Below are 19894 nucleotides of genomic sequence, written 5' to 3'. Positions count from 1 at the left end.
AACAGCAGGCGCCGCAGGGGGGGTGTGTGTGTGGAGGGTGTGGGGGGGGGGGGGGTGGGGGATGGGGCGAGGGGGGACGAGGATTGGTGAGGAGGCAGGGGCGCGGGGGAAGCGGGCGGGGCGGGGGGCAGAAGTTCTTCCCAATTCCCAGTCCCCAATCCCCAGTCCTCGGCTTTACAAAACTGGGGACTTAGCTCGTTATTTACCAAATGGCAATATCGAATACCTGGGACGTATCGATAACCAAGTAAAAATCCGGGGATTCCGCATTGAGTTAGGAGAAATCGAAGCAGCACTAAGCCAACATCCCCATGTGCAAGCATCATGTGTCATAGCCCGTGAAGATACTCCGGGTGATAAGCGCCTAGTAGCATACATTGTGCCGCAGCTACAAGTAACACTCACAATTAGCGAACTGCGTAGCGACCTTAAGAAAAAGTTACCAGACTACATGGTTCCTTCGGCAATAGTCATCCTGGAGTCTTTACCGCTTACCCCCAACGGCAAAATAGACCGTCGCGCTCTACCAGCACCAGAGCCAAGTAGTGAATTATTAGAGAAATATGTCGCCCCACGCAACCCCATCGAAGAAATACTGTCACTGATTTGGCAACAAGTTCTAAAAGTAGACCTTGTAGGCAGACATGATAACTTTTTTGAGCTAGGAGGACACTCTTTATTAGCAACGCAACTTATTTCCCGTGTGCGTAGCAGCTTGAAAGTAGAACTGCCATTGCGATCGCTATTTGCTGCACCAACGATCGCTGAATTATCGCATAACATTCAGCAGTTGCAGCAACAAAACTTAGAACTAGCTGCACCACCCATCTTAAGGCGGGCAAACAATGCAGAAATACCACTGTCTTATGCTCAAAAGCGTTTGTGGTTTTTAGACCAGTTCGAGCCGAACAGTGCCTCATACAACATCCCTTTTGGGTTGCGTTTAGTTGGAACTCTGAATGTTGTCGCCTTAGAACAAAGCTTAATTGAAATTATTCATCGGCACGAAGCATTACGCACTAACTTTGTTACTGTTGATGGACAAGCTGCTCAAATCATTCACAATTGGAGGGAACAGGGAACAGGGAATAGGGAACAGGAAAATATACCTTGGACACTATCAGTTGTTGACTTAAAGCATTTACCTTTAACAGAACAAAAAACTGCTGCACAGAAATTAGTCCAAGAACAAGCGTTTCTTCCTTTTGACTTAGCTGATGATGCATTAATCAGAGCGACATTAATAGTGCTGTCTTCTACAGAGCAGTGGTTATTAGTGTGTATGCACCACGTTGTCTCTGATGGCTGGTCAATAGGTGTGTTTGTCCAGGAGTTACAAGCACTGTACAATGCTTATTCTCAAGGTGAACTTTCACCCGTATTACCACTGCCGATTCAGTACACAGATTTTGCAATTTGGCAAAGACAATGGTTGCAAGGGGAGGTACTACAAAGCCAATTAAGTTACTGGCAAGAACAATTGGCAAATGCACCCACATTCTTACCATTACCCACAGACAGACCTAGACCTGCTGTACAGACTTTCAATGGTGCATATCTTGAGTTTGCCCTGTCTGTTGAGTTAACTCAAAAGTTGATAAAACTGAGTCAAAAGCAAGGGGTGACTTTGTTTATGACTTTGTTAGCGGCTTATAATACCCTGCTTTACCGCTACACGGGACAAGAAGATATTTTGGTGGGGACACCAATTGCTAACCGCGATCGCACCGAAATAGAAGGGTTAATTGGCTTTTTTGTCAACACTTTAGTGATGCGGACTGATTTATCTGAGAATCCCACCTTTAACGAATTACTCCCGCGCCTAAGAGAAATGGCTTTCGGAGCCTATGCTCATCAAGATTTGCCCTTTGAAATGCTAGTAGAAGCATTGCAGCCAGAACGGGATCTCAGCTATACACCACTATTTCAGGTGATGTTTGTTCTCAATAATGCGCCCAAATCTGAAATAGAGTTGACTGGATTAACTGTCAGTGAATTGCCAATAGAAAGTGCGATCGCCAAGTTTGATCTTATCTTATCAATGGAAAACACTAGCACCGGACTAGTGGGAGGATGGGAGTATAACACTGACTTGTTTGATAGCAGCACCGTTGAGCGCATGACTGGTCATTTTGTGACACTGCTGGAAAGTATTGTCGCCAATCCCAGCGAGAAGATTTCACAATTACCACTACTCACAGCATCGGAGCAGCAACAGTTATTAGTTGAGTGGAATGATACAAGCGTAGATTATCCCCAAGATAAATGTATTCATCAGTTGTTTGAGGAGCAAGTGGAACGCACGCCCGATGCTGTGGCAGTAGTGTTTGAGAATCAACAATTGACATACCACGAGTTGAATTGTCGTGCTAACCAGTTGGCGCATTATTTGCGGTCTTTGGGAGTGGGAGCCGATGTGCTGGTGGGGATATGTGTAGAGCGTTCTTTAGAGATGGTGGTTGGGCTGTTGGGCATTCTCAAGGCGGGTGGGGCTTATGTACCACTTGACCCTGAGTATCCCCAAGACCGTCTGAATTTTATGCTGGCAGACGCTCAAGTTTCAGTCTTGCTTACTCAACAGCATCTACTTGAAAAACTACCTGAACATCAAGCGCGTGTAGTCCACTTAGATAACGATTGGCTCCTAATCAGTAAGTCTAGCCAAGAGAATCCAATTGCCCAGGTGCAAGCTAGTAACGTAGCTTATGTGATTTATACTTCTGGCTCTACTGGTCAACCGAAGGGAGTAATGCTATCTCACAGTAACCTTTGCAACCACATGTTCTGGATGCAAGCAACGTTCCCCCTGACTGAAAAAGACAAAGTACTGCAAAAAACTCCCTTTGGCTTTGATGCCTCAGTTTGGGAATTCTATGCTCCATTGTTAGCAGGTGGACAGTTGTTAATAGCTGAACCCAGAGGTCATACTGACAGTGCTTATCTCTTAAAGTTAATCGCCCAGCAGCAGGTAACTACTATTCAACTTGTTCCATCTTTACTGCAAATTCTTTTAGAGCAGGGAGGAATCGAAACTTGTCACTCCCTCAAACACGTCTTCTGTGGCGGTGAAGTCTTACCCGTTACTCTACAAGAAGGCTTGTTAAGTAAGCTAGATGTAAATTTACATAATCTCTACGGCCCAACAGAGGCTTGTATTGATGCAACTTTCTGGAATTGTCAGCGTGAGATTTATCCACAAGTTGTCCCTATTGGTCGTCCAATTTCCAACACGCAAATCTACATACTCGACCAAAACTTACAACCAGTACCTATAGGTGTACCAGGAGAACTGCACATAGGTGGTGCAGGATTAGCAATAGGATACCTCAACCGCCCAGAATTAACACAAGAAAAATTTATCTCCAACCCGTTTGAGAAGGCAGGAGGCAGCGGTTCGGCTTCGCTCACCGACCAGAGGCAGGAGGCAGGAGGGAGTAGATTATATAAAACAGGGGATTTAGCACGCTATTTACCAGATGGTAATATCGAATACTTAGGACGCATCGATAACCAAGTAAAAATCCGGGGTTTCCGCATCGAGTTGGGAGAAATAGAAGCAGCACTAAGCCAACATCAAGATGTGCAAACATCTGTAGTCATTGTCCGCGAAGACATTCCCGGAAATACTTGTACTGAGCAAAGCCGAAGTAAACGCCTAGTCGCATACATAGTACCGCAGCCACAGCAGACTTGTACTGAGCGAAGTCGAAGTACACCGACAGTAAGCGTTCTGCGTAGCTTCCTCAAAGAAAAGCTACCAGAATACATGGTACCAAGTGCGATCGTCATCTTAGAATCTTTACCCCTAACACCCAATGGCAAAATAGACCGCCGCGCCCTACCAGAACCAGAAGCACGCACAGGAATAGAAAACGAGATAGTGCTACCGTGCACCCCCATTGAAGAAAAATTAACCCAAATTTGGGAGCAAGTATTAAGGGTAGAGCAAATAGGCATACATGATAACTTTTTTGAATTAGGAGGAGATTCCATCCTCAGCATTCAAATCATCAGCAGAGCAAAAGTTGCTGGAATAGAACTGACAATCAAACAACTATTTGCCAATCAAACTATCGCCCAATTAGCCACAGTTGCAGGTACAACAAAAGCCCTCTCAATCGAACAAGGATTAGTCACAGGAACATTACCCCTAACACCAATTCAACACTGGTTTTTCGAGCAAAAGTTCCCAGAAAAACACCACTTTAATCAATCATTCCTCCTCACAATACCATCAGACCTCAACCTAGAAATATTAGAGCAAGTATGGCAGCAATTACTAAAACATCACGATGCTCTTAGGCTAAGATTCACTCAAACAGACACAATATGGCAGCAGATTCATGCTAACCCAACCGATAATATTACTATCCGCCATTTTGACTTATCGACAGTTCCAGAAATTGAGATAGAAACTGTCATTGAAACCACAGCCAATGAATTACAGGCGAGTTTAAATCTTTCAGAAAATCTCGTGCAAGTAGCATTTTTCTGGCTGGGTATTAACAAAAAAGCGCGATTGCTGATATTAATTCACCACCTCGTAGTAGACGGTGTTTCTTGGCGGATATTGTTAGAAGATTTGCAGACAGCTTACCAGCAACTAAGTCAAGGCAAAACCATTCAGCTACCTGCAAAAACTACATCTTTCAAAGATTGGGCGCAAAAGATAACAGCTTATGCCCAATCAGAAGTCTTAAAATCAGAACTAGATTATTGGTTGAGTCCATCTTACGATGCAGTTGACTCTATTCCAGTGGACTATGCACAAGGAATAAACACTACTGCATCGGCTAGGACAGTAACAGTATCATTAGATGAAGCCGAAACTCTTTCTCTCCTGCAAGATGTTCCGAAAGCTTACAAAACACAAATTAACGATGTCTTGTTAACTGCCTTAGTGCTGGTATTAAGCGAATGGACTAACTCTGATTCAGTGTTATTCAACTTAGAAGGTCATGGGCGGGAAGAAATCGTAGATGGTGTAGACTTATCACGCACTGTTGGTTGGTTTACAACGATTTTTCCAGTAGTTGTGGAACTGGGAATCACAGATGATCTGGGTACTGCTTTAAAATCCGTCAAGGAACAATTACGTGTAATTCCTAATAAAGGCATTGGCTATGGCTTATTGCGTTATCTGAATGTTGATGCAGAAATTAATGCCCAACTAGAGAAAATTCCCCAAGCAGAAGTTAGCTTCAATTATTTGGGGCAATTTGCTCAGGTTGTGAATACATCTTCTCTGATACAAATAGCTAATGAGTCTAGTGGAAACAGTCAGAGTTTACAAGGTCAGCGCCATTATTTGCTAGATATTAATGCCATCATTATCAACGAAAAACTGCAAATAGATTGGACATACAGCAGCAATATACATCAGCACGAAACGATTGAGAATATTGCCCAAGAATTTGTCGAAACTTTGCAGAAGCTCATTGCTCATTGTTTATCAACAGAAAATATAGGTTATACGCCTACAGATTTCCCATTAATTCAACTTGACCAACTAGAAATAGATCAGATATTACAAAATTTATGAAATTAGAACTTAACAAAACTAATCGGCAAAATATTGAAGATATTTATCCCTTATCTCCCATGCAAGAGGGGATGCTATTTGAAAGTTTGTATGCTCGAAATTCAGGCGTATATTTTGAGCAGATAACTTGCATTTTGACGGGAAACCTAGATATAAAAACCTTTGAGCAAGCTTGGCAGCAAGTAGTAGCTCGGCATCCCGTCTTCCGTACAGCTTTCCTGTGGGAGTCTTTAAGCCAGCCGGTTCAAGTGGTATATCGACAGGTAAATGTGACAGTCGAAACTTATGACTGGCGGGAGTTATCTGCACAAGAGCAGCAACAGCAATTAGAGACTTTTCTGGATTCGGAGCGACAACAGGGTTTTCAAGTGTCGCAAGCGCCATTGATGCGTCTACATCTAATCCAGTTGGATGGGAATACTTATCAGTTTGTTTGGTGTCATCATCATTTATTACTTGATGGCTGGTCGTCACCTTTGGTTTTCCAAGACCTGTTGGAGTTTTATCAAGCTATTTCTCAGGGTAAAAGTTTATCTAACATCGGAACTGTCAGCTACCGCAACTATATTGCTTGGTTACAACAACAGGATCGAGATTTAGCTCAAGAATTTTGGCGACAAAAACTCCAAGGTTTTACTACACCAACTCTTTTGACTGTGGATAAACCATTGTCAATGCGGGAGCAGCATTCGAGCTACAGTGAACAACAAATTGACTTAACTGTGTCAGCAACAACAGCAGTAATGTCTTTTGTCAGACAGCATCAATTGACGATGAGTAATTTGGTGCAGGCGACTTGGGGATTGTTGCTTTCTCGCTACAGCCAAGAAACAGATGTGGTTTTTGGTGCAACGGTGTCTGGTCGTCCGCCTGAACTTGTTGGTGTAGAGTCGATAGTGGGTTTATTTATCAATACTCTGCCAGTGCGGGTACAAATCTCCGAGAAGACTGAATTGCTGGGTTTGTTGAAGGATTTACAGGCACAACAGATTGAGTCTGAGCAATTTTCCTATAGCTCATTAGCAGAGATTCAGGGGCTAAGTGATGTTCCCAAGGGTACTTCTTTGTTTGAGAGTATTGTTGTTTTTGAGAATTATCCTATTGATACTGCTGTTCTAAAAGGCGATCGCAATTTTTCCCTCTCGAATTTTAGATGGATTGAACAAACAACTTATCCTCTGGCGGTTGTAGTTTCCCCTGGCGAGCAATTATCGCTGAGGGTGATGTACGATGCTAGTCGATTTGAAGATGGAACGATTAGCCGGATGCTGGGTCATTTTGTCACAATGCTTGAGGGAATCGCTACTAATCCTCAGCAACGAATTTCTCAGTTGCCAATACTAACAAAATCTGAGCAACAACAGTTATTAGTTGACTGGAATGATACCCAATCTAATTATCCCCAGGATAAATCTATTCATCAATTGTTTGAGGAGCAGGTAGAGCTTACACCCGATGCTGTAGCAGTGGTGTATGAGAATCAATATCTCACATACCGCGAATTGAACAGCCGTGCTAACCAGTTGGCGCACTACTTGAAGTCTTTGGGTGTAAAAGCTGATGTGCTGGTGGGGATATGTGTAGAGCGTTCCTTAGAAATGGTTGTGGGACTATTGGGGATTCTCAAAGCAGGTGGTGCTTATGTGCCACTTAACCCAGAATATCCTCAAGAGCGATTGACCTTCATGCTTGAAGATACTCAGTTATCAGTTGTATTGACTCAAGAAAAACTAGTTAATAAATTAGGCAACGGCAAAGCTAATGTAATTTGCTTAGACTCAAACTGGGATATCATCAATCAACAAACACAACAGAACCCAACTACCAGTGTCAAAGCTGATAACTTAGCTTATGTAATGTACACCTCCGGTTCTACAGGTCAACCCAAGGGTGTAAGCATTGTCCATCGAAGTGTAGTTCGACTCGTCAAAGAAACCAACTATATCAACATTTCTTCTCAAGACGTAATTGCCCAAGCTTCAAATCACGCCTTCGATGCTGCTACTTTTGAAATTTGGGGAGCGTTACTAAACGGAGCGCGGTTGGTAGGGGTAAGCAAAGATTTGGCACTTTCGCCCAAAGATTTCGCAGTCTTTATGCGATCGCAAAATATCAGTGTGTTATTTTTGACAACTGCATTGTTCAATCAAATTGCTCAAGAAGTCCCCTCTGCTTTCAATTCACTACGGCATCTTCTATTTGGCGGCGAGGCTGTCGATCCTAAATGGGTTAAAGAAGTACTCAACAATGGTGCGCCGCAGCGATTGCTCCATGTTTATGGGCCAACAGAGAATACAACATTTAGTTCTTGGTACTTAGTGCAAGATGTACCAGAAGGCGCGACAACTATTCCCATCGGGCAGCCAATTTCTAACACACAAATCTATTTGTTAGATTCCCAACTACAACCAGTGGGTATTGGTGTACCCGGAGAAATTTATATTGGCGGAGATGGTCTAGCTAGAGAATACCTTAACCGCACCGATTTAACACAAGAAAAATTCATCCCCAATCCCTTTGGTGGAAGCAGGGGAGCAGGGGAGCAGGGGAGCAGGGGAGCAGAAGAAAAATTACACCCGTCTTTCCCCTCTGCCCCTCCGCACCTCTGCCCCTCTGCCTCTTCCGAGCGCCTCTACAAAACCGGGGATAAAGCACGTTATTTAAGCGATGGCAATATTGAATACTTAGGACGCATCGACGACCAAGTAAAAATACGTGGTTTACGGATTGAGTTGGGCGAAATTGAAGCAGTCCTGAGCCAACACAGCGATGTGCAGATATCTTGTGTCATTGTCCGCGAAGATACCCCTGGAGATAAACGTTTAATCGCCTACGTCGTAACGCATCAGAACTGTCAACCTACGATGGGTGAAATACGTCAATTCCTCAAAGCAAAGCTGCCAGATTACATGATACCTTCGGCAATAGTAATCTTGGAATCTTTCCCCTTGACTCCCAACGGCAAAGTAGACCGCCGCGCCCTGCCAAAACCAGAATTAGACACCGCACTCCGAGAAAAATATGTCGCCCCGCGTACACCCGTTGAGGAAATGCTTGCACTCCTCTGGGCGCAAGTTTTGAAAGTAGAGCAAGTGGGTATTTACGATAATTTCTTTGAACTTGGGGGACACTCACTACTAGCAACACAACTGGTTTCACGCATCCGCACTAGCTTCAAAATAGAACTACCATTACGTGAGTTATTTGCTGCATCAACAATTACGGAATTAGCGCCATTCATTCAGCAGTTACAGCAACAGGACTTACAACTTGCTGCACCACCCATTTTAAGGCGGGCAGAGAATGCAAACTTACCACTGTCTTATGCTCAACAGCGTTTATGGTTTTTAGACCAGTTAGAGCCAAACAGTGCTTCATACAACATTCCCTTCGGGTTGCGTTTAGTCGGAACTCTTAATGTTGCCGCGCTACAACAAAGCTTAATTGAAATTATTCATCGCCACGAAGCATTACGCACTAACTTTGTTACTGTTGATGGACAAGCTACTCAGATCATTCAAACACAGCAAAATTGGTCATTAACAGTAGTTGATTTGCAGCATTTAGCTTTAACAGAACAAGAAATCGCTGCACAGCAATTAGTCCAAGAACAAGCAATTGAGCCTTTTGACTTAGCTCATGATGCATTAATCAGAGCAACATTACTGGTGTTGTCTCCTACAGAACAGTGGTTATCAGTGTGTATGCACCACGTTGTCTCTGATGGCTGGTCAATAGGTGTGTTTGTTGAGGAGTTACAAGCACTGTACAATGCTTATTCTCAAGGTCAAACGTCACCTTTATTGCCACTGCCAATTCAGTACGCAGATTTTGCAATTTGGCAAAGACAATGGTTAGTCGGGGAAGTACTCAATAGCCAATTGAGTTACTGGAAACAACAATTGGCAAATGCACCTACGTTCTTGCCACTACCCACAGACAGACCCAGACCTGCTGTGCAGACTTTTAATGGTGCATATCTTGAGTTTACTCTGTCTGGTGAACTAACTCAACGGTTATTACAACTGAGTCAAAAGCAAGGTGTGACTTTGTTTATGACTTTGTTGGCGGCATATAATACTTTGCTTTATCGCTACACCGGACAAGAAGATATATTGGTGGGTTCGCCAATTGCTAACCGCGATCGCACCGAAATAGAAGGGTTAATTGGCTTTTTTGTCAACACTTTAGTGATGCGGACTGAGATATCAGGCGATCGCAGTTTTAACGAATTACTCCCACGTATCCGGGAAATGGCACTGTCCGCTTATGCTCATCAAGATTTGCCCTTTGAAATGCTAGTGGAAGCATTGCAACCAGAACGGGACTTGAGCCATACACCACTGTTCCAAGTGATGTTTGTTCTTAATAATGCGCCCACATCTGAAGTTGAGTTGACTGGGTTAAGTGTCAGTGAATTGCCAATAGAAAGTGCGATCGCTAAGTTTGACCTTACCTTATCAATGGAAAACACTAGCACCGGACTAGTGGGAGGGTGGGATTACAACACCGACTTGTTTGATAGCAGCACTATTGAGCGCATGACTGGTCATTTTGTGACACTGCTGGAAAGTATTGTCGCCAATCCCAAAGAGCGGATTTCTCAATTACCAATGCTCACAGCATTTGAGCAACAGCAGTTATTAGTTGAGTGGAATGATACAAGCGTAGATTATCCTCAAGATAAATGTATCCATCAGTTGTTTGAGGAGCAAGTAGAGCGTACACCCGATGCTGTGGCGGTGGTGTTTGAAAATCAACAATTGACGTATCACGAGTTAAATTGTCGTGCTAACCAGTTGGCGCAATACTTACGTTCTTTAGGAGTGTCCGCAGATGTGCTGGTGGGGATATGTGCCGAGCGTTCTTTGGAGATGGTGGTGGGATTACTTGGTATTCTCAAGGCGGGTGGGGCTTATGTACCACTTGATCCTGAGTATCCCCAAGACCGTTTGAGTTTTATGCTCGAAGACGCTCAAGTTTCAGTATTACTGAGTCAGCAGCAATTAGTTGAGAAATTACCAGAACATCAAGCGCGTGTTGTTTGTTTAGATACCGACTGGGGAATGATTTCCCAGTCGAATCAACAAAATCCAATCGCTGGTGTACAAGCGACTAACTTGGCTTATGTAATTTACACTTCGGGTTCCACCGGAAAGCCTAAAGGAGCGATAAATACGCATCTAGGGATTTGCAATCGCCTTCTGTGGATGCAGCAAGCATATCAATTAACAGAAATAGACTGCGTTTTACAGAAAACTCCTTTCAGCTTCGATGTCTCCGTTTGGGAATTTTTCTGGCCATTATTGACTGGAGCGCGTTTAGTTGTAGCTAAACCAGGTGGACATAAAGATAGTGGTTACTTGGTCAACCTAATACTAGAACAGCAAATTACTACACTGCATTTTGTTCCTTCGATGCTCCAGATTTTCCTAGAAGAACTTCGTTTAAAAGATTGCATTAGCTTGAAGCGAGTTATTTGTAGTGGTGAAGCACTGCCTTTAGAACTTCAGGAACGCTTTTTTGCCTGTTTAGGGTGTCAATTGCATAATCTCTACGGCCCGACAGAAGCGGCAATTGATGTCACCTTCTGGGAATGTCAACCAGAGAGCAACTTGAAGACTGTACCTATTGGTCGCCCAATTTCCAATACGCAAATTTATATACTTGACCAAAACTTACAACCAGTACCCGTGGGTGTACCAGGAGAGTTACACATAGGTGGTGCAGGATTAGCAAGAGGATACCTCAACCGCCCAGAGTTAACAGAACAAAAATTTATCCCCAACCCTTTCAGTGGAAGCAGGGGAGCAGGGGAGCAGAGGAGCAGAGGGGTAAGGGAGCGGAGGAGAAAAATAGTGCAATCTCCAGTTGCCAGTCCCCGCCTGTATAAAACCGGAGATTTGGCTCGTTATTTACCAGATGGCAATATCGAATATCTGGGACGTATCGACAACCAAGTAAAAATCCGTGGATTTCGTATCGAATTGGGAGAAATCGAAGCAGCATTAAGTCAACATCAAGATGTGCAAACATCTGTGGTCATCGTCCGCGAAGATACTCCTGGTGACAAGCGCCTAGTAGGCTATATAGTACCGCAGCCACAGATAACACCTACAGTAAGCGTTCTGCGTAGCTTCCTCAAAGAAAAGCTACCAGAATACATGATACCAAGTGCGATCGCTATCTTAGAATCTTTACCCCTAACCTCCAACGGCAAAATAGACCGTCGCGCCCTACCAGCACCAGAGCCAAGTAGTACATTATCAGATAAATATGTAGCTCCACGTACACCCCTAGAAGAAATCCTTGCACTGATTTGGCAAGAAGTCCTAAAAATAGAGCTTGTAGGCAGACATGATAACTTTTTTACCTTGGGAGGACACTCCTTATTAGCAACGCAACTCGTTTCTCGTGTGCGTAGCAGCTTGAAAGTAGAACTGCCATTGCGTTCGTTATTTGCTGCACCGACCATTGCAGAGTTAGCACAATTAATTCAGCAATTACAGCAACAAGATATAGAACTTGCTGCACCACCAATTTTAAGGCGGGCAGAAAACGCAGAAATACCACTGTCTTATGCTCAACAGCGTTTGTGGTTTTTAGACCAGTTCGAGCCGGACAGTCCCTTCTACAACATCCCAATGGGATTGCGCTTTGTCGGAAATGTGAATGTTGTCGCTTTGGAACAAAGCTTCAGGGAAATTATTCATCGCCACGAAGCATTACGCACTAATTTTGTTTCCGTTGATGGAAAACCAACTCAAATCATTCACAATTGGAGGGAACAGGGAACAGGGAACAGGGAACAGGAAAATATACCTTGGACACTATCAGTTGTTGAGTTAAAGCATTTACCCGTACTTGTACTGAGCGAAGCCGAAGTAACAGAACAAGAAACTGCTGCACAGAAATTAGTCCAACAACAAGCAATTGAGCCTTTTGACTTAGCTCATGATGCATTAATCAGAGCGACATTAGTGGTGTTGTCTCCTACAGAACAGTGGTTATCAGTGTCTATCCACCACGTTGTTAGTGATGGCTGGTCAATAGGTGTATTTATCGAGGAATTACAAGCACTGTACAATGCTTATTCTCAAGGTCAACCGTCACCCTTGTTACCACTGCCAATACAGTATGCAGATTTCGCATTATGGCAAAGACAATGGTTGCAAGGGGAAGTACTTAACAGCCAATTGAGTTACTGGAAAGAACAATTGGCAAATGCACCCACATTCTTGTCACTACCCACAGATAGACCCAGACCTGCTGTGCAGACTTTCAATGGTGCATATCTTGAGTTTGCCCTATCTGTTGAGTTAACTCAACAACTAACCAAACTGAGTCAACAGCAAGGGGTGACTTTATTTATGACTCTGTTAGCGGCATATAATACCCTGCTTTATCGCTACACAGGACAAGAAGATATCCTGGTGGGTTCGCCAATTGCTAACCGCGATCGCTCCGAAATTGAAGGGTTAATTGGCTTTTTTGTCAATACCTTAGTCATGCGGACTGAGATATCAGGCGATCGCAGTTTTAGCGAATTACTGACTCGCGTCCGTGACATGGCAATGGAGGCATACGCTCATCAGAACTTACCTTTTGAAATGCTGGTAGAAGCATTACAGGCAGAACGGAATCTTAGCCATACACCACTGTTTCAGGTAATGTTTGTCCTCCAAAATGCGCCCACTGCATCTGGATTAGACCTAACTGGGCTAAATGTCAGTTCATTGCCAGTAAAACTGACAACTTCCAGGTTTGATTTAACCTTAATCATGCAGAATAGTCCTACTGGGCTGATAGGATTGTGGGAGTACAGCACTGACTTGTTTGATGCTAGTACTATCGAGCGCATGACAAGTCATTTTGTCACCTTGCTTGAAGGCATTGTTGCTAACCCTCAACAGCAAATCTCACAATTGCCCCTGCTGAGTGAAGTTGAGCAACAAAAATTACTTTTTGAGTGGAACGATACTCAAGTTGATTATCCTCTTCATAAGTGCATACATCAGTTGTTTGAGGAGCAGGTAGAACTGACACCCGATGAGGTGGCAGTGGAGTTTGAGGAGCAACAACTTACTTACAACCAATTAAACTGTCGCGCTAACCAATTAGCTCATCACTTGCGCTCTTTGGGTGTAGGTGCAGATATTCTAGTCGGGTTGTGTGTCGAGCGTTCTTTGGAGATGGTCATTGGACTGTTGGGAATTCTCAAAGCAGGGGGAGCGTATGTACCACTCGATCCAGAGTATCCAACTGAGCGTTTGAGCTATATTTTAGAAGATACTCAAGCTAAAGTGTTGCTAACCCAGCGATCGCTTCTTGACCGACTGCCCCCAAATCAAACACAGCTTGTTTGCCTAGATACTGACGCTGAATTAATTTCTCAGTGCAGCCAAGATAATCTCATCACTGGCGTACAAGCCAATAACTTGGGTTACATAATTTACACTTCTGGTTCTACAGGTCAACCAAAGGGTATAGCCATGAATCAGCTTGCCCTTTGCAATATGATTTTGTGGCATCCAAACAATCTGAAAATTGCTCGTGGAGCAAAAACCCTACAATTTGCTTCGATTAACTTTGATGTCTCCTTCCAAGAAATCTTCACTACTTGGTGTTCTGGCGGTACATTGTTCTTAATAACTGAGGAATTACGCCACGATACCTCAAATTTGTTAAGAGTAATCCAAGAAAAAGCAATTCAAAGAATGTTTCTCCCCGTTGTAGGATTACAACAACTAGCAGAATTCGCTGTTGGTAGTGAGTTAGTAAATACTCATTTGCGGGAAATCATTACTGCTGGGGAACAGTTGCAGATTACTCCTGCCATTTCCAAGTGGCTGAGTAAGCTAAGTGACTGTACTCTGCACAATCATTACGGGCCATCCGAGAGCCATGTAGCCACCAGTTTTACTTTGCCTAATTTAGTAGATACTTGGCCGCCACTACCTCCAATTGGGCGACCTATTTCTAATACTCAAATCTACATCCTAGATAAATATTTACAGCCTGTACCCATTGGTGTACAAGGGGAATTGTACATTGCTGGTGTGCTTTTAGCCAGAGGCTACTTGAACCGCCCAGAGTTAACACAAGAAAAATTCATCCCAAATCCGTTTAAGGAGGCAGGAGGCAGGAGGCAGAAGGCAGGAGGGAGCAAATTATATAAAACTGGGGATTTAGCACGTTATTTGCCAGATGGTAACATCGAATCTTTAGGACGCATCGATAATCAAGTTAAAATTCGCGGTTTCCGCATCGAGTTGGGCGAAATTGAAACAGTACTGAGCCAACATACTAATGTACAAGCATCTTGTGCGATTGTGCGAGAAGATACTCCAGGTGATAAACGCTTAGTCGCTTACATTGTGCCACAGCCAGAGCAGAGAGTCTCTGTAAACGTTGTGCGTAGCTTCCTGAAGGAGAAGTTACCAGAGTATATGCTGCCAAGTGCAATAGTTATCTTGGAAGCTCTACCAATTACCTCCAATGGAAAATTAGACCGTCGCGCATTGAGGGCACCTGATTTACACAGTCAATTATCAGATCAGTATGTTGCTCCACGTAACCCAATTGAAGAAATTTTGTCACTAATTTGGGCGCAAGTGCTGAAAGTAGAGCAAGTGGGCATACATGATAACTTCTTTGAACTTGGAGGACATTCGCTACTAGCAACGCAACTGGTTTCCCGCGTCCGTACCAACTTGAAAGTAGAACTACCATTGCGTAGCTTATTTGCTGCACCAACAATTGCTCAATTGTCCCAAAACATTCAACAGTTGCAGCAACAAGACTTAGAAATTATTGCACCACCCATTTTAAAGCGGGCAGAGAATGCAGAAATACCACTGTCTTATGCTCAACAGCGTTTGTGGTTTTTAGACAAGTTAAGCTCGAACAGTGCCTCATACAACATCCCCGTTGGTTTGCGTTTAGTCGGAACTATTAATGTTGTTGCCTTAGAACAAAGCTTTAGGGAAATTATTCATCGCCACGAAGCATTACGCACCAACTTTGTTGTCGTTGATGGAAAGCCTTTACAAATCATTCAAACCCAGACTAATTGGACAGTTGCAGTTGTTGACTTGCAACATTTACCCGTACTTGTACTGAGCGAAGCCGAAGTAACAGAACAAAAAACGGCTGCACAAAAATTACTCCAACAACAAGTAATTGAGCCTTTTGACTTAGAGTCAGAAGCATTAATCAGAGCGACATTAATAGTGCTGTCTCATACAGAACAGTGGTTAGTAGTGTGTATGCACCACGTTGTCAGTGATGGCTGGTCAATAGGTGTGTTTGTCCAAGAATTAACAACGCTTTACAATGCTTATTCTCAGGGACAACTGTCACCCTTATTACCACTGCCGATTCAGTATGCAGATTTTGCAATTTGGCAAAGACAATGGTTGCAGGGGGAGGTACTACAAAGCCAATTGAGTTACTGGAAACAACAATTGGCCAATGCACCCACGTTCTTGCCATTACCCACAGACAGACCCAGACCTGCTGTGCAGACTTTCAATGGCGCACATCTGGAGTTTACACTCTCTGCGGAACTAACCCAAAAGTTAGAAAAACTGAGTCAACAGCAAGGTTGTACCCTGTTTATGACTTTGTTGGCAGCATATAATACCCTGCTTTATCGCTACACAGGACAGACAGATATTTTGGTGGGGACACCAATTGCTAACCGCGATCGCACCGAAATAGAAGGGTTAATTGGCTTTTTTGTCAATACTTTGGTGATGCGGACTGATTTATCTCTTAATCCTAGTTTTAACGAATTACTCCCACGTATCCGAGAAATGGCACTATCCGCCTACGCACATCAAGATTTGCCCTTTGAAATGTTGGTGGAAACTCTGCAACCAGAAAGAGACATGAGTCATACACCACTATTTCAGGTGATGTTTGGTCTCCAGAACGCTCCCATGTCTGAAATAGATTTGACTGGGTTAACTGTCAGTTCTTTACCAATAGAAAGTTCCACGGCAAAGTTTGATCTTACCCTATCAATGGAAAACACTAGTACTGGACTAGTGGGAGGGTGGGAATACAACACTGACTTGTTTGATAGCAGCACTATCGAACGAATGACGGGTCATTTTGCTTGTCTGCTAGAAGGTATTGTTGCTAATCCCAGCGAGCGCATTTCTCAATTGCCAATCTTAACAGCATCCGAGCAACAGCAATTATTAGTTGAGTGGAATGATACAAGCGTAGATTATCCCCAAGATAAATGTATTCATCAGTTGTTTGAAGAACAGGTGGAACGCACGCCCGATGCCGTGGCAGTGGTGTTTGAGAATCAACAATTGACGTACCACGAATTGAATTGTCGTGCTAACCAGTTGGCACATTACTTGCAATCATTGGGAGTGTCCGCCGATGTGCTGGTGGGGATTTGTGTGGAGCGCTCTTTAGAGATGGTCGTTGGACTGTTGGGTATTCTCAAGGCGGGTGGGGCTTACGTACCACTTGACCCAGAATATCCCCAAGAGCGTCTGAGCTTTATGCTTGAAAATGCTCAAGTTTCTGTGCTGCTAACCCAACATAAATTAGTTGAGAAATTACAAAAGCATCAGACGCAGGTTGTGTGTTTAGATACTGATTGGCACTTTATTGCTCAGTTGCCTCAAGAAAATGCGATCGCTGAAGTACAAGCAACTAATTTAGCTTATGTGATTTACACTTCAGGATCTACAGGTAGACCTAAAGGTGTCATGGTTGAGCATAGGGGACTATGCAACTTAACTCACGCTCAGATTCAAATTTTTGGCGTAGACTCTGATAGTCGCGTTCTCCAGTTTGCCTCCTTCAGTTTTGATGCTTCTATCTGGGAAATTGTATTGGCTCTGGGGTCAGGTGCAACGCTGTACCTGGGAACAAAAGACTCTCTATTGCCAGGGAAGCCATTAATTGAGCAATTACGCAATCATTGCATTACCAATATCACGCTACCACCATCGGCTTTAGCAGTTATGCCTATGGAGGAACTTCCGGCACTGCAAACAATAATTGTAGGTGGAGAAGCTTGTTCTGCTGAACTAATCAGACAATGGTCTGCTGGCAGAAACTTCTTCAACGCTTACGGGCCAACGGAAGCTACTGTCTGTGCCACGCTCGTAAAATGCACTGAAGATGACGAGAAAATATCTATTGGTAAGGCGATCGCCAATACACAAGTTTACATTTTAGACGAAAATTTGCAAATAGTGCCTGTGGGTGTGCCAGGAGAATTGCACATCGGTGGTGCAGGATTAGCACGCGGTTATCTCAACCGACCAGAATTAACACAAGAAAAATTCATCCCTAACCCCTTTAATAATTCAAAATTCAAAATTCAAAATTCAAAATTATACAAAACTGGTGACTTAGCCCGTTATTTACCAGATGGAAACATAGAATACCTGGGGCGCATCGACAATCAAATAAAAATTCGAGGTTTCCGAATTGAGTTAGGGGAAATTGAGGCAATACTGAGTCAGCATTCAGGAGTTAGAGAAAATGTGGTAGTGGCGAGAGAAGATATTCCAGGAGAGAAACGCTTAGTAGCTTATTTTGTGCCGGAGTTAGAACAAACACCAACTACCAATGAGTTACGCATTTTCTTGAAAGAAAAATTACCACAGTACATGGTTCCTTCGGCTTTTGTCAGCTTAGAGTTTTTACCTTTAACTCCCAATGGCAAGGTAGACCGCAAAGCCTTACCTGCTCCTGATTCCCATAATACTCAGGCGGTAAATTTTGTGGCACCACGTACCCCTGTAGAGGAAGTATTGGCAGGTATTTGGGCTAATGTACTGCATCTAGAGAAAGTGGGTGTTCTGGATAATTTCTTTGATTTAGGAGGCCATTCACTGACAACGATTCGGGTGATGTCCCAGGTAAATGAGACTTTCCAGATGAAGTTACCGTTGCGCCACTTATTTACTGCGCCAACTATTGCTGAACTTGCTCAAACCATTGAATCTACTTGTGGAACAGATTCTACTGTCAGTACCAATGAAATTACTTCCTTAAACTTACAGGCTGAAGTCGTCCTTGATGAGACAATCAAGCCTCTTAACCTAGTTTATCAACCTGTAAGTGAACCAAAGGCTATTCTGCTCACGGGTGCAACAGGCTTTGTCGGTGCTTTCTTGTTGGCGGAATTATTACAACAAACTCATGCAGATATCTATTGTCTGGTGCGTGTTGCTGATTTTAATGCAGGGAAGCAACGACTTCAAGATACCTTGAAAGCTTATTTACTTTGGGAGGAATCTTTCAACGATCGCATTATTCCTGTATTAGGAGATTTATCTCAACCGCTTTTCGGTCTTGGTGATGAGCAATTTCACCACATGGCTGGCAAAATTGACTTAATTTACCATAATGGCGCTTTGGTGAATCATGTTTATCCCTACGCCTTGTTGAAAGCAGCAAATGTTCGTGGAACTGAGGAAGTCTTGCGATTAGCTAGTCAAATCAAAATCAAGCCTGTGCATTTCATTTCTACGGTTAGCGTTTTCGCCTCAGATGAGTATTTCAAATTAGGGGTTGTTCAAGAAAATGATCCTCTGGAACACTCTCAAGGACTTGTTGGCGGCTATACCCAAAGTAAATGGGTGGCAGAAAAGATTGTTATGATGGCACGCGATCGCGGGTTGCCTTGCAGTATCTACAGGCTTGGTAGAATAACATGGCACAGTAAAACTGGCATTTGGAATTCAAATGATATGTTTTACAGATTCATCAAAAGCTGCATTCAACTAAAAAGTGCGCCAGAGATGAACAGTTTGATAGAAATTACACCTGTTGACTATCTCGCCAAAGCCTTAATCAACCTGTCGCAGCAGCCAGAATCTTTGGGCAAAGCCTTTCATCTAATTAGTTCTCATTCTGCTCCTTGGAGTCAATTTATAAACTGCATCCGCTCTTTGGGCTACCCACTGCAAGAGCTTTCCGATGAGGATTGGCAAGCTGAACTAGTTCGTAGTAACCAAATTTCTACTGATAACGCTTTATATTCAGCTATATCGCTGGCTGAAGACAATACATCTTCAGAGTCCAATGCAACATCTAGCTTAAAATTTGATTGCCAAAATACCCTCAATGGACTTGCAGATACCACCATTCGCTGGCCGGAAGTAGACGATAAATTACTCCAAGCTTTCTTTACCAACTTTAGCAATTCGACTTCGGACAAAAAAAAGTAATTGGGGTTTTTTGCATAAATGTGGCTTTGAACATAAGCCTGGTAGAGTCAATCGCGGTATTGGGGTAAGGTTTGTGCGTCACTGCTTTCCCCTAGCACATTTTTATGAGATTTCTTTCTCAAAGCCTTGCTGTATCACG

The 19894-nt window shown here is 43.4% G+C and carries 2 protein-coding genes; both read left to right on the top strand.

Annotated features, from left to right (window positions below):
• Window positions 1-61 precede the first annotated feature (61 nt).
• Window positions 62-5542 carry an amino acid adenylation domain-containing protein gene (locus RRG12_RS36100; RefSeq protein ID WP_420762537.1) on the top strand — a complete coding sequence of 1827 codons (5481 nt, stop codon included), beginning with the start codon at window positions 62-64 and terminating at the stop codon, window positions 5540-5542.
• Entirely contained in the window at window positions 5539-19755 is a 14217-nt protein-coding gene (locus RRG12_RS36095; RefSeq protein WP_420762536.1) for a non-ribosomal peptide synthase/polyketide synthase, read from the top strand. The genes RRG12_RS36100 and RRG12_RS36095 overlap by 4 nt, the downstream gene beginning before the upstream one ends.
• The last annotated feature ends 139 nt before the right edge of the window (window positions 19756-19894 follow it).

This window comes from Nostoc sp. CALU 546, assembly GCF_048836525.1.
The sequence above is the reverse complement of the archived record's forward strand: the minus strand, read 5'-3'. Positions and strand labels throughout refer to the sequence as shown.

Coding starts and splice junctions, on each gene's coding strand:
- RRG12_RS36100 (WP_420762537.1), top strand. CDS start 62: ATGGGGCGAGGGGGGACGAGGATTGGTGAGGAGGCAGGGGCGCGGGGG.
- RRG12_RS36095 (WP_420762536.1), top strand. CDS start 5,539: ATGAAATTAGAACTTAACAAAACTAATCGGCAAAATATTGAAGATATT.